This window comes from Magnetospirillum sp. XM-1 (assembly GCF_001511835.1).
In the GTDB taxonomy this organism is placed as follows: Bacteria; Pseudomonadota; Alphaproteobacteria; order Rhodospirillales; family Magnetospirillaceae; genus Phaeospirillum.
In genome coordinates this window covers 2,819,126-2,837,504 of sequence record NZ_LN997848.1, presented here as the reverse complement: position 1 = coordinate 2,837,504, position 18,379 = coordinate 2,819,126, and the positions used below count along the sequence as shown (strand labels likewise).

At 54.0% G+C, this 18,379-nt stretch carries 22 protein-coding genes; 9 read left to right on the top strand and 13 right to left on the bottom strand.

Going from position 1 to position 18,379, the window contains the following annotated elements; all coding sequences use genetic code 11:
• Window positions 1-126 precede the first annotated feature (126 nt).
• Window positions 127-723 (top strand): RadC family protein, encoded by a 597-nt coding sequence (locus XM1_RS13115; RefSeq protein ID WP_068434109.1) that lies wholly within the window; start codon window positions 127-129, stop codon window positions 721-723.
• A gap of 62 nt (window positions 724-785) precedes the next feature.
• On the opposite strand, the gene XM1_RS13110 is transcribed toward XM1_RS13115, so the two are convergent.
• The 5 genes from XM1_RS13110 to XM1_RS13095 form a co-directional block, all read right to left on the bottom strand.
• The gene (locus XM1_RS13110; protein ID WP_231920502.1) at window positions 786-1,292 is read right to left on the bottom strand and encodes a helix-turn-helix domain-containing protein; all 507 of its coding nucleotides are present in this window, start codon (window positions 1,290-1,292) and stop codon (window positions 786-788) included.
• 22 nt (window positions 1,293-1,314) lie between these two features.
• On the bottom strand, window positions 1,315-1,728 hold the full coding sequence (locus tag XM1_RS23425) for a MucR family transcriptional regulator (protein WP_082700507.1): 414 nt from the start codon (window positions 1,726-1,728) through the stop codon (window positions 1,315-1,317).
• Window positions 1,718-1,996 carry an HU family DNA-binding protein gene (locus XM1_RS13105; protein ID WP_068434105.1) on the bottom strand — a complete coding sequence of 93 codons (279 nt, stop codon included), beginning with the start codon at window positions 1,994-1,996 and terminating at the stop codon, window positions 1,718-1,720. Before XM1_RS13105 ends, XM1_RS23425 begins: the two co-directional genes overlap by 11 nt.
• 78 nt (window positions 1,997-2,074) lie before the next feature.
• Window positions 2,075-2,446 carry a hypothetical protein gene (locus XM1_RS24985; RefSeq protein ID WP_231920501.1) on the bottom strand — a complete coding sequence of 124 codons (372 nt, stop codon included), beginning with the start codon at window positions 2,444-2,446 and terminating at the stop codon, window positions 2,075-2,077.
• 305 nt (window positions 2,447-2,751) lie between these two features.
• A complete protein-coding gene (locus XM1_RS13095) occupies window positions 2,752-4,638 on the bottom strand; it encodes a diguanylate cyclase (RefSeq protein ID WP_068434103.1) in 1,887 nt (628 codons plus the stop codon).
• Window positions 4,639-4,861: 223 nt separating this feature from the next.
• Here XM1_RS13095 and nrdR point away from each other — a divergent pair, with 223 nt between their 5' ends.
• The 3 genes from nrdR to XM1_RS13080 all read left to right on the top strand — a co-directional run bounded on the left by nrdR (window position 4,862) and on the right by XM1_RS13080 (window position 7,142).
• The gene (gene nrdR / locus XM1_RS13090) at window positions 4,862-5,323 is read left to right on the top strand and encodes a transcriptional regulator NrdR (protein ID WP_068434101.1); all 462 of its coding nucleotides are present in this window, start codon (window positions 4,862-4,864) and stop codon (window positions 5,321-5,323) included.
• Window positions 5,324-5,387: 64 nt separating this feature from the next.
• Window positions 5,388-5,858, top strand: a complete 471-nt coding sequence (locus tag XM1_RS13085) for a LexA family transcriptional regulator (protein WP_082700721.1) — start codon at window positions 5,388-5,390, stop codon at window positions 5,856-5,858.
• Between the two features lie 6 nt (window positions 5,859-5,864).
• The gene (locus XM1_RS13080; RefSeq protein ID WP_068434097.1) at window positions 5,865-7,142 is read left to right on the top strand and encodes a Y-family DNA polymerase; all 1,278 of its coding nucleotides are present in this window, start codon (window positions 5,865-5,867) and stop codon (window positions 7,140-7,142) included.
• Between the two features lie 16 nt (window positions 7,143-7,158).
• Here XM1_RS13080 and XM1_RS13075 read toward each other — a convergent pair whose 3' ends face one another.
• The 3 genes from XM1_RS13075 to XM1_RS13065 are packed head-to-tail and all read right to left on the bottom strand — an operon-like array spanning window position 7,159 to window position 9,778.
• Window positions 7,159-8,064: a DNA adenine methylase gene (locus XM1_RS13075; RefSeq protein WP_082700506.1), complete on the bottom strand. Its 906-nt coding sequence runs from the start codon at window positions 8,062-8,064 to the stop codon at window positions 7,159-7,161.
• A 4-nt stretch (window positions 8,065-8,068) separates the two neighbouring features.
• Complete coding sequence (locus XM1_RS13070) at window positions 8,069-8,383, bottom strand: hypothetical protein (protein WP_068434093.1); 315 nt, start codon at window positions 8,381-8,383, stop codon at window positions 8,069-8,071.
• A 54-nt stretch (window positions 8,384-8,437) separates the two neighbouring features.
• Window positions 8,438-9,778, bottom strand: coding sequence for a hypothetical protein (locus XM1_RS13065; RefSeq protein WP_068434091.1), 1,341 nt, complete (start codon window positions 9,776-9,778; stop codon window positions 8,438-8,440).
• Window positions 9,779-9,929: 151 nt separating this feature from the next.
• On the opposite strand from XM1_RS13065, the gene XM1_RS24130 reads away from it, so the two are divergent.
• Together XM1_RS24130 and XM1_RS13055 are read left to right on the top strand one after the other, a co-directional pair.
• Window positions 9,930-10,871 carry a hypothetical protein gene (locus tag XM1_RS24130; RefSeq protein ID WP_156428727.1) on the top strand — a complete coding sequence of 314 codons (942 nt, stop codon included), beginning with the start codon at window positions 9,930-9,932 and terminating at the stop codon, window positions 10,869-10,871.
• 194 nt (window positions 10,872-11,065) lie between these two features.
• Entirely contained in the window at window positions 11,066-11,647 is a 582-nt protein-coding gene (locus XM1_RS13055; protein WP_068434087.1) for a site-specific integrase, read from the top strand.
• A gap of 50 nt (window positions 11,648-11,697) precedes the next feature.
• Here XM1_RS13055 and XM1_RS13050 read toward each other — a convergent pair whose 3' ends face one another.
• The 4 genes from XM1_RS13050 to XM1_RS13040 form a co-directional block, all read right to left on the bottom strand.
• Window positions 11,698-12,126, bottom strand: coding sequence for a DUF6641 family protein (locus XM1_RS13050; protein ID WP_231920500.1), 429 nt, complete (start codon window positions 12,124-12,126; stop codon window positions 11,698-11,700).
• 90 nt (window positions 12,127-12,216) lie between these two features.
• Window positions 12,217-12,525: a DUF6626 family protein gene (locus XM1_RS24125; RefSeq protein WP_156428726.1), complete on the bottom strand. Its 309-nt coding sequence runs from the start codon at window positions 12,523-12,525 to the stop codon at window positions 12,217-12,219.
• A gap of 329 nt (window positions 12,526-12,854) precedes the next feature.
• Window positions 12,855-14,384, bottom strand: a complete 1,530-nt coding sequence (locus XM1_RS13045) for a VapE domain-containing protein (protein ID WP_068434080.1) — start codon at window positions 14,382-14,384, stop codon at window positions 12,855-12,857.
• Window positions 14,377-15,324, bottom strand: coding sequence for a hypothetical protein (locus tag XM1_RS13040; RefSeq protein ID WP_068434078.1), 948 nt, complete (start codon window positions 15,322-15,324; stop codon window positions 14,377-14,379). The genes XM1_RS13045 and XM1_RS13040 overlap by 8 nt, the downstream gene beginning before the upstream one ends.
• A 356-nt stretch (window positions 15,325-15,680) precedes the next feature.
• On the opposite strand from XM1_RS13040, the gene XM1_RS13035 reads away from it, so the two are divergent.
• The 3 genes from XM1_RS13035 (at window position 15,681) to XM1_RS24120 (ending at window position 18,098) form a co-directional block, all read left to right on the top strand.
• Window positions 15,681-16,226: a tyrosine phosphatase family protein gene (locus tag XM1_RS13035; protein WP_068434076.1), complete on the top strand. Its 546-nt coding sequence runs from the start codon at window positions 15,681-15,683 to the stop codon at window positions 16,224-16,226.
• 226 nt (window positions 16,227-16,452) lie between these two features.
• Entirely contained in the window at window positions 16,453-17,055 is a 603-nt protein-coding gene (locus tag XM1_RS13030; protein ID WP_068434074.1) for a hypothetical protein, read from the top strand.
• An 89-nt stretch (window positions 17,056-17,144) separates the two neighbouring features.
• Window positions 17,145-18,098 (top strand): hypothetical protein, encoded by a 954-nt coding sequence (locus tag XM1_RS24120; protein ID WP_156428725.1) that lies wholly within the window; start codon window positions 17,145-17,147, stop codon window positions 18,096-18,098.
• Window positions 18,099-18,111: 13 nt separating this feature from the next.
• Here the strand turns inward: XM1_RS24120 and XM1_RS25305 are convergent, their stop codons facing one another.
• The gene (locus tag XM1_RS25305; protein WP_082700505.1) at window positions 18,112-18,249 is read right to left on the bottom strand and encodes a YgjP-like metallopeptidase domain-containing protein; all 138 of its coding nucleotides are present in this window, start codon (window positions 18,247-18,249) and stop codon (window positions 18,112-18,114) included.
• Window positions 18,250-18,379 lie beyond the last annotated feature (130 nt).

Genomic DNA, 18,379 nt, shown 5'->3' with positions numbered 1-18,379 from the left:
TTTCGCGCGACAACACACCAGTTCGACGGGGGAGCCGTCAACACTCAATTCCCGGCGGGGACGGCTTGTGCATCCTTCGCTTTATGGATATTCGTTGAGAATATCCGCCGGTTGGGAGAAAGCAGCATGACTAAACTCGCCGGGGCAGCTCCCTCGACGGGTCAACCGAACGGGGAACACAAGGGCCATCGGGAACGATTGCGCAACCGCTTCCTCGATGCGCCCGAGGCCCTGCCCGACTATGAATTGCTGGAATTGCTGCTGGGCGCGGCCATTCCGCAAAAGGACACCAAGCCGCTGGCCAAGGCGCTGATCAAGCGATTCGGCAGCTTCGCCGACGTGATTACCGCCGATGTGGAAGAGCTGAAGAGCGTGGACGGCATCAAGGACGTGGCCGCCGCCACGCTGAAGGTGGTGCGCGAGGCCGCCATCCGACTGGCCCGCGCCCCGGTGATCAACGCCTCGGTGATTTCAAGCTGGGACGTGCTGCTGGATTACTGCCGCACCGCCATGAGCACCCTGCCCACCGAGCAGTTCCGCCTGCTGTTCCTCGACCGCAAGAACACCCTGATCGCCGACGAGGTGCAGCAGACCGGCACCGTCGACCACACGCCGCTCTACCCCCGCGAGGTGGTCAAGCGCGCCCTGGCGCTGCACGCCTCCGCCATCATCATGGTCCACAACCGTACTTGCCGCCGACCTATTTCACATGCAATTCAGTAGGTTATAAAGACGCAATGGTGAGTGTGTCGCATTTGTGTCGCAAGTAATCCCCCTCCCCGTCCCTATTTGGCACCACCCAATGCCTTTGCCATTGCAAGCACCTGATCCCGGACCTTGGGGTCATTGATGCTGAAATAGGCCCGTACCAATTCGAGGGTTTCCCGCTTTGTCATGGGATTGTCGTCAGCGACATCGATTGCCTTGGTGACATTGCCACGGATCACCTCGACCGGCGATGCTGCCTGGGCAGTATCAGAGATTTCCTCAAAAAAGTAGCCAACCCGGACATCCAGAACACGGGATAGATCGAACAGCCTGGAGGCTCCGACCCGATTGGCTCCACGTTCGTATTTTTGCACCTGCTGGAAGGTCAGCCCAAGGCATTCGCCCAGCTTTTCCTGGCTCATACCAAGCAGGGTCCGGCGAAGCCGAATGCGGGCACCAACATGGACATCGATGGGATTGGCACTGCCGTCGTCCAATCGGCCACGGGTGGACCGACCAACCTTCCTGACTTCCTTGGCAGGCTTGGTGGCGGTTACGGGCTTGGCACTCTTACGTGGCGGCATGGTGCCCCTCTCCATTTATTCGTCAGGTGGCTGATTTGGGCTTCCGGTTTGTCCGTGAATGCCCCAGTCCAATAGCCTTGGCAAACTCAGATCTACGAGCAGCATACTCCGGGGCGACCATGGGATAGTCAGTGGGCAAGTTCCAGTTGACCCGGTACTCGTCCGGCGTCAGCCCATGGCTGGTCAAGAGGTGTCTCTTCAGCATTTTTTGGCGACTGCCGCATTCAAGACAGACGATATGTCCGGGGGTCACAGACTTCTTTACTGAAACGGCAGGTTGTTGCTGTTCAGACGGTGCTGAAGCAGGGGTATCCGCACTGGCCAAAGTCGAAAAAACGGACTTGATTAGGTTCGGAATTTCCGTGGCCGTCAAGGTGTTGCTGCCCAGGTAGGCGGCTACAATCTTGGTGGTCAGAGCCTTGATGTCATCGGCCATTGATGGTGTCCTTGAGGCTCTTTCCGGCGGTGAATTTGGCAGACTTGCTGGCCGCGATGGTGAGGGTCTTGCCAGTTTGCGGATTCCTGCCTTCACGTGCAGGACGGGCAGAAACCGAGAAAGTTCCAAAGCCGACCAAACGCACATCATCGCCGGACTTCATGGCGGTAGTGATGGCGGCAAAAACAGCGTCAATGGCATTGCCCGCGTCGGCCTTGGTCATGTTGGCACCATCGGCAACGGCATTAATCAATTCGGACTTGTTCATTTGCCCCTCCCTACAAAAGGTATGGTTATAAGGAATGACATTGGCATTTCAGGCCGTCAATCCGCTTACAACCCGCAATCATTCCTGGTCTGCTTTGGCTTCTGTCGCATCCCGACAGCGATCCCCAACGGACTCCTTCTTCACCCGGAGGATTCCTGCCTCCAATCCCGCAGCAATCACCGTGTCCGAAATGGCATCCTTGATCTCATCAGGCAGAATAATTGCGGCCCTCCATGAGCCATCTGGTGCCCGATATGTTGGCAAGGAAACCTCGGTACTTTTGTCATCAGCCCTCACCTTGACTCCTTGGATGATCATCTCGATGCCATCAAAGACGACACGTTCATCATCTCCGCCTTGATGGCATAAGCCGAATACGATAACCTTTTCTGGTGGCATCCCCCCGATGCGGCCACATCTGGATAGATCACCCCCGTAAACCTGATCCATCCAGCACGATCCGGCGGTGGAGTTCTCACCAGTTCTCCACCGCCGACCTGCTTTACGGCTCGTTCCGAATCACAGGCACAGCCACAAAGTACTCCGGGTCTTCCAGGGTGCGAATCGACACCATTAGTGTCTCGTGCCGGTTCACCATCCGGGCATGCGGAACCCCATCAACGGCCGTCCAAAGCCGTGACACCTCCCACACCTTTCTGGTCGGATCGTTGGCTTTCATGAACAAGTCACCGACTTGGATGGGGGGAGGTTTTCGTCCGAATATTGCCATGTTCGCCCAACCTGCCTGCCCGAAATTATACCGCCGTGTCGCGAACTGCCTGGATGTGCCCAAAGAACTTTCGATCTTCGGACAGCATGTGCTTTGCCACCACGTCATAGGCCAGAAAATTGAACAGGTCGCCCAAGGCCAGTTCGCCGGATGTGAAAATCGCCACCAATTCCCCGGCACGGTCGATTAGACCCTGGTGGGTTTGGGCATGTTCATCAGCACCGGAATATCCTATCGAGCGGAAAACTGCTTCTTCATCCCGGAAATGATCCAGAAGGTCCGCAACAAGTGCTTCGATCTGAGGTGCCACCTCATCGGTTGGTCGCTCTCCGATGACCGCTGTCAGCAAATTATTTGCGTGTTCGAATAGATTTCGGTGCTGCGTATCGAGCAAAGCATGGCCGGACTCGTAGGTGCTCCTCCAGACCAGACGTAGAAACGAGAGATCGAGAAGCTCTGCCTCATCGGCTTCGTCAGCCTCGCAGGCATCGGTTACGACTCGGTTCCTCCCACCTTCCTTTGCCGCGTAAAGGGCTGCATCAGACCGGCATAGCCAAGATTCCCATGTTTCATCTTCACGGTATTCGGCGACACCAAAGCTGGCGGTAACATGCCCAACACCAGGAAAATCGAAGGCCATAACCGCCTTACGGATTCGTTCGGCAAGCAGGATTGCGATCATTAGTCCACTGTTCGGGGTGACGATCACGAATTCCTCACCGCCCCAACGACCGAGCAGATCGGTGGAACGCATGCACTTTTGGGCGATGTCACAAAATGTCTTCAGAACTTCATCGCCTACAGCATGGCCATAGCCGTCATTGACCCTCTTGAAGTGGTCCAGATCGATAAAGATCAATGAAACAGGGTGACCATATCGCGAATTTCGGAGCATTTCCTGTTGGGCAGATTCTTCGATTCTGATGCGGCTCCAAGCCCCGGTCAGAGTGTCATGTCGGGCCAAGTGCTCCAGTTCTTCTCGGGCGGCAACAAGTTCGGCATTCGATGCAGCAAGGGCCGCAACGGTTTTGGAGAGTTCCTGGTTTAGAACTTCGAGTTCGTGGCTACGTTCGGCCAGATGCTGTTCCGCGATCTTGCGTTCTGTGATGTCAGAAACAACGCACACCAGACCGGCACGACCATCCCTATAAGCAGGCATATGACGGGCCGTCAGTTGCCCCCAAAATGCGGTACCATTCGACCGCCAATAATGCCGCTCCAAGTTGACGTTGGCCCGATCCTGGACCAGATGATCCGCCATGTTCTTTCGGGCTGTTTCCTGCTCTACGGGATCGACCAGATCGACGTATTCCATGCTAATCAGCGATTCCAATGGCATCATGAACATTTCCGCCATCCGTTGGTTGGCCGCACCAATCCGGCCACTGGAATCGATGGTGAAAATGGCCACACTGGAATTGTCGAAAATCAGCCGCAGCAGCCCCTCCTTGTCACGAAGGGTTTCCTCGGCTTCACGTCGTTCAGTGATGTCCGTGTACAGCGTGATGAATCCGCCGCTCGGCAGTGGCTGGCCTGAAATCTCCAGAATGGTTCCATCAGGCCGAACACGCTCGAATTGGTGTGGCTTCATCGCCATTGCTCTCTGGACAACCTGCCCAGCGAGTTCCTCTGGGTCACCTGGACCGTATTCACCACGTCGTGCGTTGAACATGGCCAGGGATTTCATGGAGGGCAGGCTGCCTTCAAACAGCGTGGCTGGAAAATCCAGAAGCCGTCTGAACAGGCAATTGCAGGCAACCATCTCCAGGTTCTGATCGAACAGTGTCACGCCGCACGGAAGGTGCTCGATAATCGACTGGATGATGTGGCGGCATTCTGGAGAACTGGCGAGCATCAGCAAGCCGCTGATGCCGCTATGTTCAACTTGCTGGCTGGCCCAATTTTCAGACATTTCGGATATCAGCCGGTTCCAATTTCCGCCATCAAAAGTTCTATCAAAAGTATGGTTGAGCTATGTCCGTGGGGTCAATCCTAAGTGCCACCGGGTTCCCATGTTGTTACAAGTCGTCGCAAATCCAATGCCGATATGCACGACTGCCCATGCCACCATTCTTGCTGGCGGTCGCCATTTCCTGAATGATTGCCCTGGATATTGATAGGGGGGAGGCGATCCAATGCGATGCCCATTTTGCGGCCAGGACGATACCCAGGTGAAGGATTCACGCCCGACCGACGACAATGCGGCCATCCGTCGCCGCAGAGCTTGTCCAGGGTGTGGATCACGGTTCACCACCTTCGAACGGGTTCAAATCCGTGATCTGGTCGTGGTCAAAAAGGACGGATCACGCTCGACCTTCGACCGGGAAAAAGTGGTCAAGTCGCTTCAGATCGCCCTGAGGAAACGCCCTGTCGAAGATGACCAGATCGAACGGATTGCCAATGGCATCTACCGCCGCCTTGAGAGCTTGGGGGAAAACGAGGTTCCGTCCAAGCTCATCGGTGAACTGGTGATGGACGTGCTGATGGAACTCGATCAGGTGGCCTATTTGCGGTACGCCTCGGTCTACCGGAACTTCCGAGAAGCCAAGGATTTCGGGGATTTTCTGGGAAAGATGGGACGCAGTAGCGGGGATTGATACCTCCTGACGATCCCGCCACAAGGCATTGCCCATCCACACACGACCGGTGTATGTTCTCGCCATGTTCTCGCAGAATCAAAATACGCCGCTACCTCCAGGCACATGTCAGCCATCGTCCCGTGGCTTCGCACCATCGGATGCCACGGCCCCCATTTATTCCGCCCTGGTGGCCGCTGGGTTTCCGTCCCCCGCCGACGACCACCTGGAGGGCAAGCTCGATCTTCACGAGTTGATGGTGAAGCGACCGGCGGCGACATTCTTTTGCAAAGCCGATGGCGACAGCATGACCGGTGCAGGCATCCACAGTGGCGACCTGCTGGTGGTGGATCGGTCAGTGCAACCCCATGACGGGGATATTGTCGTCGCCACCCTGGACGGCGGCTTGACCGTCAAAACCCTGCGGAAGACCGAGGCCGGTTGGGAATTGGCATCGGCCAACCCGGACTATCCCAGTTTCCCGGTTAACGATGAAGAAGGTGTTCAGATATGGGGGGTCGTCACCTTCTCTGTGTCGGCCTTAGCCAAACGGTGATCGGTCATGGCGGTCTACGCCCTGGTGGACTGCAACAATTTTTACGTCTCGTGCGAGCGGGCATTCAACCCTGCCCTTGAAGGCAAGCCGGTCATCGTCATGTCGAACAACGATGGTTGTGCCGTGGCCCGTTCCGCCGAAGCCAAGGCCATTGGAGTCGGTATGGGCGAACCCGCATTCAAACTCAGGCATCTGGTCGATAGCCATGGCTTGATCATGCTGTCCTCGAACTACGCCCTGTACGGGGATATATCGGAGCGGGTCATGTCGGTGCTGGCAACCTTTTCGCCCGGTGCTGAGGTCTATTCCATCGACGAGTGCTTCCTCGACCTGGATGGTATGCCCGTGGACAACCTAACTGCGTGGTCCCAGCAGGTACGGGCCACGGTGAGACGCTGGACCGGCATTCCCGTGTCGGTCGGGATTGGCACCACCAAGACCCTGGCGAAACTGGCCAACCGGCTGGCAAAGAAATCACCGCGAACCAATGGCGTCCTTGATCTGGCAGGTCACCCTGAATGGATCGTACAGGCACTGAAGCAAACCCCGGTCGGTGATGTTTGGGGCATTGGCCGCCAGTATGCAGCCCACTGTGGCGTCAATGGCATCCGTACCGCCCATGATCTGACCTTGCAGTCAGACGGATGGATCAAGAAGACCATGGGGGCGGTCGGCCTTCGCACCACGATGGAACTAAGAGGAACGCCGGTCCACACCCTGGACACGGCCCCATCGGACAAACACACCACCTGCTGCTCCAGGTCATTCGGTGAAACCGTCACCGATTTCCAGCAGGTCCATGATGCGGTAATGACTTTTGCCAGCAGGGCTTCGGAGAAAATTCGTTCTCAAGGACTGGTGGCCGGTGCGGTGCAGGTGTTCGCCTATACCGACCGTTTCCGCCCCGACCAGCCGCAGTTTTCGCTGAACTCAGTGATCCGCCTTTCGCCACCGACATCATCAACGCCGCACATCATTGGTGCCGCCCTGAAGGGACTGAGATCAGTGTGGCGTGACGGCTACGAGTACAAGAAGGCAGGCGTGATCATGCTGGATTTGGTTCGACCCGAAGACATCCCGCGTGACCTGTTTTCACCACCACCAGAGACAGGGGTGCGGCCAAAGGCGTTGATGGCGGCGGTGGACGGGATTAACAGCAAATTGGGCAAAGGGGCTGTCGGATTCGGGCTGGTTCCCGACGATGCACCGTGGAAGATGCGGTGCGGCAACCGGTCGCCGAGCTACACCACTAACTGGGATGACCTGCCGGTGGTCAGGGCTTGATCTCCGAGCCGGGCGATCATCGAGCATCAAAGTTCCACAGGACCAACTCTTCCGCCGCCCTGTGAACCAAGCGATGCCGGACTGGCAGCTTATACATGCGGATCGAGTTGCTGCCGGATCGCAGGATGTCGATGAACATGCCTTCGGTCGGCGGCGACATAATCAAGGTGGTCACCCACCTGACCCTGCGGTGATCCAGGTCGAGCAGATGATCTGCAAGTTCCAGGATGTCGGCACGCTGCCACGGTTCTGACCAATAGAGGTCCACATTCGGACCACCCACATAGTGTTCATACGGACTATCGATGAACACCGCGTGGTCGCTGGTGATCTGATCGACCACCACTCGATAATCGAGGTTGGTGATCTCGACGCCGTTCAGAACGGAAGACCAATAGGGCAGTGTGTCGATTAAGCCCTCGTTCAGCCTCGAATCAAGGTCGGCGGTCGTACCAGCTACGCGGCAGGTGATGCCGCTATATCCGATGCGATTGCAAATATAGAAGGCAACAGCACGATCCAATTTATCAAGCCTCGACGTTCGTAGAATCGGACGGATGGCTTGGTAAAACTCAATGAGGTCCTGGACGCCGGAGAAATCACGCCACACTGACTTGACCTTGCGATACAGGTCACCGGGATAATCCCGCAGAACGGTATGGAAGCCCGCAACTGCCGGATCGGAATCATTGAACCGGCAACGTGTCCACGGCCAACGGCGACTGATGGTCAGGCCGACTGATGCCCCGCCTGCGAACACCTCGCAGTAGGATTCGGTGAAGCCCAGCAGTCGCATGATTAGGGAAGCCATCCCAGATTTGCCGCCGGGGTATTTGATCGGTGACAATGAGTTCCAAGTCGGCTCCCTGGCCGGAAGCCAACTTGGCCCTATGATCGATTGGGCGTCACACGGCCAAGCCATCTGATCACCTCATCCCGACGAGGCGGCCAATCTCGCGGCGAAGCCGAGCCAACCTGATGATCGACCGCTGGAACGCCGGACCATCCATTGTCAGTCCGTCAATCACCTCGATCTGCCTGGGATTGCCTGCCATTGGCCGGACAAGAGCGACGGCAAGATTGTCTCGAATTACGTCAAACGGCCTGATGGCGATGAACGACGCCATCGGCTTGGCGGCGGCGATCTCTGAAACCGCGTCGATGTAGGTATGGTTGGGGGCTTGGCTGGCCGAAGAATATTTCGCCTCGGCCACCACGGTGCTCCAAAAATCGTTGTTCATGATCTTTCTCCCGAATCAGTTCGGTGGGAGCTTCGGCTCCCACCGATTGCTGACCTACCCACGCTTGACGTCCAACATCTCCGCCACGTTCATGAACTGAGCGAGGTTGGGGGTTACGTTTGCGATCACCTCGATGAAACCCTCGCCGTTGTCGTGGACCAGCAGCACGGAGAAGTGGAGGTGATGGATGGGTGCGTCGGGGAACACCGACCGGTCAGGCAGGGTGCCTTCCGAGATGGTGGCCGCCGCCCAAATCGGAAGACGCTCCATCTTGGTCAGAAGTTTCACCTTCTGCTGGGCCGGTTGAGCCGATTCAGCCGCCTTCTTCGCGTCCGCCGTTGCCGCAGCAATTTCGGCCTGCAACCGAGTGTGGTTCTTGGTTCGCTCCACCTCGGTTTGGGCTTCCGCCTGCTGCTCGACCTGCTGCAAGGTGCTGTTCGCACGGTTGCCGACAGCTTCCAACTCCGCGAACTCCCGCTTGGCGGCGTCAAGTTCCGCCGTCAGAGAGAGCGTCCGAGAGGGTTTTCCGGTTGCCACGCCGTCACCCTCGACCTTCTCCACAACAACGGCATCGCACGCGATTGCACGTTGAGTGGTGCCCGAGGCTGGCCGTTCGCCATTTCCCGCGTTCTCGCAGACCTCCTTGTCCTTGGGCTTGCGGTGGCCTTCCTCATCAAAGTCCGAGCAGACACCTTTGACGCCATGGTTTCTGTCCAGGAAGTCGGTGACCGCTTCGACCGTGAGATGGCCCAGCTTGCAGCAGATGGTGACCACTTTGGACCACTCACTGATTCGGTTCTGGACCTCCGTGGGGTCCTCGCCCTCAAACATCATGGCCTGGACCAGCGGACGGGTGGTCGAGAACTTGGCATTGTTCTCCGGCCATTTCAGACCCGCTGCTTCGACCATCGCACGAATGATCGCAATGTCGCCGCCGGTCGCCGTGATGAACGACGCCAAGTCGGCTGCCATCTGGCGGACTGCCTTTTTCAAGGCCTTCCGCTTGCCCTTGATGATGTTGCGGTCATGCAGCATCTTCTTGAGCAGAGCCATAGGGTCAATGTTCTCCCCATTGTCCGGCATTCCTGTGGCCAACGCCGAGGTCGAGGTATCCGTGGCCAGATGATCACCAGTCTGGTCGGTGGTGGTATCCCAGGACTGATTGAGTGAGCCATCGGCCATGTTGAACCTGAGGGCCGTTGTGCGAGCCAGTTCGGCTTCCATCGCCGCTGTGTCGCCATCTTCCAGGTGGGGGCGGTTCCGGTCGTCACTGACGATTCCGCCGTTGATTTCTTCGCGGGTAACGGGAAGATTGGTCGAGGTTTCGTCGTGTTCCAGGGTGATGGTGGTGGTGCCGACCTCGCCCTGGACTTCAGTGTTCTGTTTCGGATTCATTTTTTTCTCCATGCATTCAGCGTTTTGATTGACGCTAATATGGAGATTATGACGGCCTATATTGTCATTGTCCTTGAACTATACTGTGCATTTGCAGTGATTGCATAGTCCATGCCGCACTCGCTGCGAATGCAGACTCGGAGATAATGCGATGATCCCGCCAGATTTTGTTGCCTACATTCGCCCGCTTTCTACGACCGAGGACGAGCCGCGATGGGGGCATCGCAACGGCTTCACGCCGGAATTCGCGTGCCGCTCTGTTGCAAAAAATGCGGGAATTAACATCGCTGGGTTCATTGAAGAAAATCAAGACGGAAACAAAACACTCGTCGAGCTTATTAATAATATTACATTTGGCCGCATGTATGATGAAATCGTATTCCCGTATGGACTACTAATTTTAGAGTGGTCTATGTTGTCGCCGCAGATTAAGCAGATTCTATTTAAGTGCGTTGTGCCGATTGTCATCGTCGATGAGGTTCTTGATAAGCTCATCAATCTTGACGAAGCTTGCGAAATGATCTGCCCGACACTCCGCGAAGGCAAACTCAGACTGATGGGGGCACTCGCTGACGCCGCCGACCGACCGGAAAGATGCCCTATTTTCCAGAAAGTGAAAGCCGGGGGCGAGCATGAAGTAACAGGCAAGATCGATTGCGTCGTCCGTTGGGAAGGCGGCGTGTGCCCAGATAATCCAGGCTTCGAAGATTACCTGAAGCGGGTTGAGGATGAGGAGGGGGCGTTCAAGCTGCAAAACCGCCACTATCTCGCGGTGAACTTTATCAAGACCGTGAGGCGGCTTGAAAAATCGGCGGGAACCAATCGCGATGCACACACAGAGCGGGTTTTGAGCCATCGCCGCTTGGCATATGAACATGCCATCTCTATTATAAAAGAAGGCAATGTATCCATGCTGAAGGAGGTCTTTCGAATTTTAGAAAGGAAGTTTGGTATTTTCTCAACGCCACCAACCGATGAACGTAAATTACGCAAGCCATTCGACCACGGTGAATGGAAGAGACTTCTTGAATCGCTCGAAAAAGAAGAAGAGTTCGACAGCATCTGGAACAAGGCGAAGGCGGATCGGACATAGGTTTTCCGCAGCGGAAAACCTCCAGCAGATCACCGGCCATCTCCAGGATCGCAACTCGTCATAAAATACTCATTTCATGATGAGTTGCCAGAAACGCCATGTTTTTCAATGGGGTGGGATTGTTTTGATTCGAAACTCCGGCTATACTCATCATAATATAATTGTTTTTCTTACTTTTATGGTGAGTTGAAGCCATGGCCGGTAAGCAAGCGAAGACCCTCTCGACCGCCCAGATCGGTACCGTGCTGATGCATCTTTCTGGGTCGCGTTACGCCGCCAGAGATCGGGCGATGTTCCTGCTGTCGATCAAGGCCGGATTGCGGGCGAAGGAGATCGCCATGCTCGAATGGGTCATGGTGCTGACCGCTGATGGTCAGGTCGGGGATGCCCTGCATCTTGAGGACCGGGCCAGCAAGGGAACGTCGGGACGAACCATCCCCCTGAACCGGGAGCTTCGAGCAGCCCTGATCGAACTGCATGGCATGGGCATTCGCGGCTCCAGTTCCCCGGTGATCTTTTCCGAGCGTGGGATCGGCATGTCGGCCAACACGGTGGTTGCGTGGTTTGGTCGGCTCTATGACCGGATGGGCTTCCTTGGGTGTAGCAGCCACAGCGGTCGCCGCACCTTTGTCACCACCGCCGCCAAAAAAGTCGGCATGGCCGGTGGTTCTTTGAGGGATGTCCAGCAACTGGCCGGTCACAGCAGTTTGCAGATGACGGCGAGGTACATTGAGGGCGACACCGATGCCAAACGCAAATTGGTGAACCTGATCTGATCAGGCCGGAATGGGGTGGATGAAACCCACCCCCATCCCGCCATCGAACCCTATTCCCCCTTGCGGTTCATTTTGGCCTTCGCCTTGGCAGCCTCGATCTGCGGGTCGAGCTTGCCGGATTTAACCGCTTCGACCACCTGGGCCAGTACCGACACCGCATCCTTCTCCGATTTTCCGGCGATGATGGTCGGCTTCCCCGGTTCGATTTCCACGACGACAGCGTGACCGTACTTGACCTGCACCATGATGGTGCCATCCGTCGCCCGCCAAAACCAGGGCTTCGGAGGAGCGGCAACCACCTTGCGGCAGGAAGTGCCATCGGCGTTCTTGGAATACCGGGTGCGTTCCACCGTATAGGCTTTGTCGGTGAGCAGACCGATCTGGTGACCGATGCCATCCAGCACGACTTCACGGGCAGACTTCTTGCGGGTTTCGGCAATCAAGGGCCGCGATGCATCGGACAGCTTCAGGTTAAGCATAGTAACCTCCATGCGTTGATACCTGCACATAGGTTACGGATTCAATTTGGTATTTGCAATATAGGGGGTCAAATATTTTATATGAATACCCTACCCAACACGCTTCCATATTTCTGACCATGCTTCAGATTCTAATTTTTTAAGTGCTTCGACACCTTCTTTGTATTCCATGATTTCAGAAGATTCTGTGCAAACTACTAATTCCTCGTTGGTCGCATCAATGGCATCGCTGACATTGGACACCAGGGCCAACAGGGCTTCGGTTGATGGGCGGCGGTTTCTCGACAAGGAAGAGCTAAGGTAAGATTCCCCCCTGTTCATCCACTCCCCAAATTGTCGGCCATTTCGTACAATGCCAAGGGAAAATAATTCGCTATAAATATCACGTAACCCCCTCATATATGACCTCCATGAATCCTTCAGTTGCAGTATTATTTATCAAAATGGGGCAGTTGCGTTCTAATCGAAAAGGGCACCATTCCATTCAGATCGCCAACCCCTTCGGAATAAAACTGTGTGTTTTCAATATGTTGGCGTGGTTCCGAAGGGGTGAAGGGGTTTAACCCCAGCAATTTCCCTTTTATTGAATTCATATTTTCTCAGACAGTATATTTTTACGAATCAACTCCTTCACCCCTTCGAAACTATAAATATATCAATAAATACAATGCATTGGAGCCGAAGGGGTTTGAAGTGACCACTTTCAAACCCCTTCGGTAGACATGTTACTACGCTGTTTTTGCTATGTTTTCTTGGTTATAACCCCTTCGGGCATCCGCCCGTGACTTGCTGATGGCTACGACAACTGCGTTCTTGCGGTTTACGTAGTCGGGGTTGTTGGTTTCCAGATGAACTCCTAACCGATAAGTGGCTCGACGAGACGAAGGGTCGAGCCGCTTTTCGTGGTCATAATCGCCATCCCGCAGGATGCGACCAAGTTGGGTGGAGAAGCTGCTGAGGTTGGTTTTATCGTGCGGGTAGAGCTTTTCCTTCCACTCGGAAAAGTTCAGAAACATGTCCTGGATTCCTAAAAAATCCGGCCAGCCACCGCCATCGATCTCGCACTTTATCCATTCTTCGACCGGTGTCATCAGCCGCTTCGTGGTTTCAACTCGCATCAGTAGATCGATAATTTCCTTCGTTTCAGTCGGGCACGCTTCGTTTTCATTGACCGACTTCCAGAGGTCGAGGGGATCGACTTGTTCGAATAATTCGTCCAAACGAGTGTAAAGGTCTTTGCGACATTCAACCTGGAAAAATCGGCGTAGCCCGGTCGGGTCATGGAACACTTCGGTGAGGTCGAGGTTACCCGCACCAAAGAAGGTCGAGATCATTCGGCCCTTACTGGCTTCGCCGTACAATTTGCGGAACATGCCGGTATCGGAGGTCATCATGTTTTTGACCTTGGCAGCGTCGGCCTTGTCGGCACGAGCCACTTCATCAAAAAATATAACCGGTGTGTTCTTCATGATGATCTGTTTTTCGTCGTGGTCGAACATCCCGAAGTCGGTCTGGATCATGCCGTCCACCACCGGGCCAAGAAACCAACGCATGAAGCTGGTCTTGCCGCATCCCTGCTTGCCCCGCAGATAGAGCATGATGTGCTGGATGGTGGGGAGGTTGAGTTGTTTGCGTTTTACCCGCCATACCGAGCCGAGGAACACCGCCTTCACCAGTTTGAGATATTCCGCCTTGGTCAGACCGAGTGGTGCGTCACCAAGATCAGCACACAGGGCATCAACCACCAGATTCCATCCATCCGATGGTACATCGGGATCGAATGCGATGCGTTCGCTGAACTCCTTGGCGTTCAAACGTTCCTGTTCAGCTTTCCATTTCTGCCATGCTGATGTCAGGTAGTCCCGCCCGGTGAACACGCCAAATTCTCCGGTCCATAAAAATAGTTCATTGAAAACATCGCGGTCGGCTGCTTCCGAACCACCCATGGTGATCTGGCGATCAAGGGTGTATTTCACAGAATGCTTTTTGCAATATGCACGAACAAACTCGATGTGATTTTTGGGAATTACGCCAAGGCCGATTTTGACCTTCATGTTCTGGCAAAGTTGTTCAATGGTTGGCCGACGCAGTTTGGTATGGGCGGTTAGAACCATCGCCATGTGATCCACGAGGTCCAATTCGGTTCCGTCCCACTGCTTGGCCGCCGCGATGAATGAATCGATGCGTGCGGAATCGGTGATGGTGGTTCCAGACTGCAAATCCAGCCATTCTCCTAAAAGTTTTATGAAATCAGACATGTGCAAGTTCCTTTCTTTTTGCTCCCGCCTTCATGCGAATAGCGGATATGTTGCTTATTTGTTCCTTTAATTGTCGTGGTTGAGCGGTCGCCCAGGCGTATCGAACGATGTCCTCAACCTCCTGCCTGCTTCCGTGGCCGACCGATGCGACCCCATGTTCCATGATGATGGCTGCCGCCACCGACCAGTCCAAAACATCAGCCTTGGACAGTTCGGCCAATCGGATGGCCGCCGACAGGATGGTGTTGTGACGCTGGCCAGAAACCGCCGATGCGATTCGGCTGATCTCCCCCTTCACCGCAGCCTCGACATATCCGCTTGGAATATTGCTGATAGTCAGGGGAACGGTCGGCATGGCCGGTTTTGCTGGTGCAGGCGGGCAGACCGATATCCAGTCTTCCGCAGTAAGAATGGTGCCAGGAAGATGGACGAACACATTCTTCGTGGCCGAGGAATATCGGGCCGGTTGATACAGCAGTGCGTACATGGTGAGTTTGCTGCGATCTATCGCCACTCCCAGGCTGGCCTGCAATTGCAGGCAAACCCGTCGATAATCTGTGTGGCTGCTGATCGGTGACGCCAGCGGCAGGATGATGCGGAATCGGTCTGCCGGTGGGGCATGACCGGCAGAGCTATAGACCACCGCCTCCAACCCAATGGTACGGAGACCATCAATCGCCTTGGCAAGTTCGTTCGGCTTTCCTACTTCGCAATCCAGCCACACGAACTCGGTTTCTGTGGCATTGGCCTTCAACCGGCGGCCATCACCAGTGAAGGTGCAGGCGGTCAATCCGTATGCCTGATCCTTGCACTCATCCTTGTTCGCCCCTTGGATGTCCGCCTGGGACATATCCTGGAGCGAGGAGACAAATCCGGCCCAATCATCCTCAATGACGCTCGGGTAGTTTTGCTCCTTGTTTCTTCCAATAGTATATTTCATTCGTTACCTCACAAAAAAGCCCCCAGCGGGTTCCAGTCGCTGGGGGCGGTGCCGAGAGGTAATGTGGCACGAAAATGCTAAATCGGATTACTCCAACAAACTATTACGCAACAAAACCTCTCACGCCTATTTTGGAACCAGCGTTATAATTATTTATACTATACAATACTTGACTATTCAATATTTATTTTGTATAATTTAATATATCTATTTATATTCTTCGCATCTACGTCGCTTTGTTTGGTCTGTATTTGCCTTTTGGCGGCTACGTTTTCCGCAGCGGAAAACCTCTCTCGGTCGGTTGGCCGTATTTGAGGCACCTGTTATGGTCCCCACCGTTATAGGGAGGGAGAGTCATGGGAAAGTCGGGATTGCCCTTCGAACTAACGATCTGCGGCCTGGACGAACTGGCTGACGAGTTGGAATCGCTTCGCCCGTCACACGTCATCTCGATACTCGACCCTGGCGATGACCAAGACGATCCATTGGTGTTCGATGAAACGATCAGGGTTCTGAGTCTGCGATTCTTCGATCTGCACGCCATGGGTGGGGTGGTCGGCACGATGTTGTCGGCGAGGGATCGGGCTGAATACCCCTGTGCCGAACACGCACACGCCATCCTGGAATTCGGGCGGAACATCCCAAGCGGCAGCAAGGTACTCATTCATTGTTGGGCAGGGGTCAGTAGGTCAACCGCAGCAGCGTTCGTACTGGCCTGTCTTCACCTGTCCCCAGATCAAGCCATGGACCTGATCCTCGGTCTTCGTCCAGGTGCCATGCCCAATCGCCTGATTGTCCGATTCGCGGACAAGATTCTTGGCTTCGAAGGACGGATGGTTGCTGCGATTGACGGTCATAAGCAGGGGGTTGATCGCCGGTCAATCAGATCGAGCAGACGCTGAGCATCATGTAGAGCACCTCGGAGCAGGTCAAGGACGGCCATCACCTCAAATCTAATAAGGTTCTCATTATTAACCGGCGGCAATCGTCTCGGAGCAACAGAAACGGCATCTTGTGGAGAAATCGTAAAGTCATTTAATCGCATATTTTACCCCGCATATATTGATAATATGTATTTATGTTGTTATATTGTAACAAGCACATATGGCAGGTTGATTGGAGGGCATTATGCGTTCGCAAGTCATGCTGCTATCAGTCTGCTTGCTGTTAACTGCGACATTTGCCACGAACGCTCAGGAAGGCGTCTTCTATTCGACGGACAAGGGGGCCGCCGGTGTGGTTAAGGCCGCTCCCCCGCCGATCTATCCACGCGATCCGGGCCTGCCCAATTATTACTCCCTCGGCTCGAAGCCATCGCCGCCGCCCATCACATACGACGAGATCAACACCCCAGGATACTGGCATCAGGAAAGGGCAGCAGTACTTGGCAAGGACAAGAACGGCATGACCTTGCATGATCGCGGCGAATACTGCTCAGCCCAAGAGGCCAAGATCAGCCGTTTTGCCGAGATTTCCATGCAATGGTTAAGCGATCACGATTTGTGGCTCGCACCATCGGTCGGCTTCATCCCGCACGGTATTGCGATGTCGGAGTCGCGTGATATCTTAACCTATGCACAAGTCGCATTTCGTGACCTTAGGTATATCAAGCACGATGGTGCGATAATTCAGCACTGCGATGAAGTTGCTGCGTTTGCGATCATGCGAATGCAAAAATTATTGGCAAAATTCCCGGAAGACCCTGGCTGGATCGAACGGAGCAGGGAGTGAAGAGCATGTGCGTTATTAATTGCGAAAATTATTACTACAACTATACATTAAGTGAGATTTTGTTATCATAACTGTAGAAATCAGGCACAATGCGTCAGCATGGTATATTGCAATTACATCGCCATGTTGAGGCCCGGCGGCACATCTCGATGAGTTTGTCATTTGACAAACCGCTCCTTTTACAGCGAGGCATTGGCATGCCAGTCAGAAAATATGAAGACAAAATTGTCGGATTTATTGATGTTGTTGGGTTCAAAAATATTATAGATAAGTCGTGTTCTGAAGGTGATCCTGATTTAATTGTGAGGTTGATATCGCAACTTGGGTCGGCCAAAGATGAATCTATGTTTAGCAGGGATGGCGGAGGCGTTTGTCCACAAAGCAATCGTATTGCTTTTGATTTAAATTTTAAAATAACGCAGCTATCCGATTCTGTTGTTATTTCATGCGAAATTTCGCCGGCCGGTGTAGTCAATATGCTGCACTTTTGCCGGATGGTATTTGGGCGATTGCTGCTTAGAGAAAGAGTGCTATGTCGAGGATTCATCACGATGGGAAAGGTATATCATCATGGTAATTATATTTTTGGGCCTGCATATCAGGACGCGGTGACTGGAGAAAAGCACTCTGCCGCCATCAACATCAATGGTGAACAAATTGGAATGCCATATATCCAGATTGATCAAGTTGTGATCGATGAAATATCTCGGTACGACGACTCTTGCGTAAAGAGAATGGTAGGCGACTGGATAGACACGCTGAATTGCTCGTCAATCATTTCTCCGGTTGATTTTTTTAAAAAATTAGTTGATTGCTCTTTTTCGGCCGACGATATAAATGAGGCGAAAAAGCAGATTAATTCAATAAAAGATATAGTTCTTAATTTATGCGATTATCATAAGTCTAGAATGCCGACGAATGATAAAGAGGCGTTAAAGGTTTTGTCCATTATGGAATCACTAAGCAATGCACTTCTGCACATCGATAGTGCTGAGAAGTCAATTTACCGATCAAACGGAATTTTTCCTTGCTATCGAAACTAGCCTGCTGATTGTTTTATTTGAACTCAGGCAGATTTTCGTTTCTTTCGAGCCAGAGCATTCGCTCCTTCCAATCCTGGATGATGCAGCCGACCATTTGCCAGAACTCAGCGTCGAGGCTGCGGTGGCGGATATGGTAAAGCTCGTGAACAATCGCTTATCCAGCACCGAGGAAGAAGCCTTGGCGGCGGCAATGGCCTCCACGGCCCTCCCGGTGCAGTCCATGTCGGGGGTAAAGCAGGAAGACTATTGGTGTCGCTCATCCGCATGCGATGGGACATTAA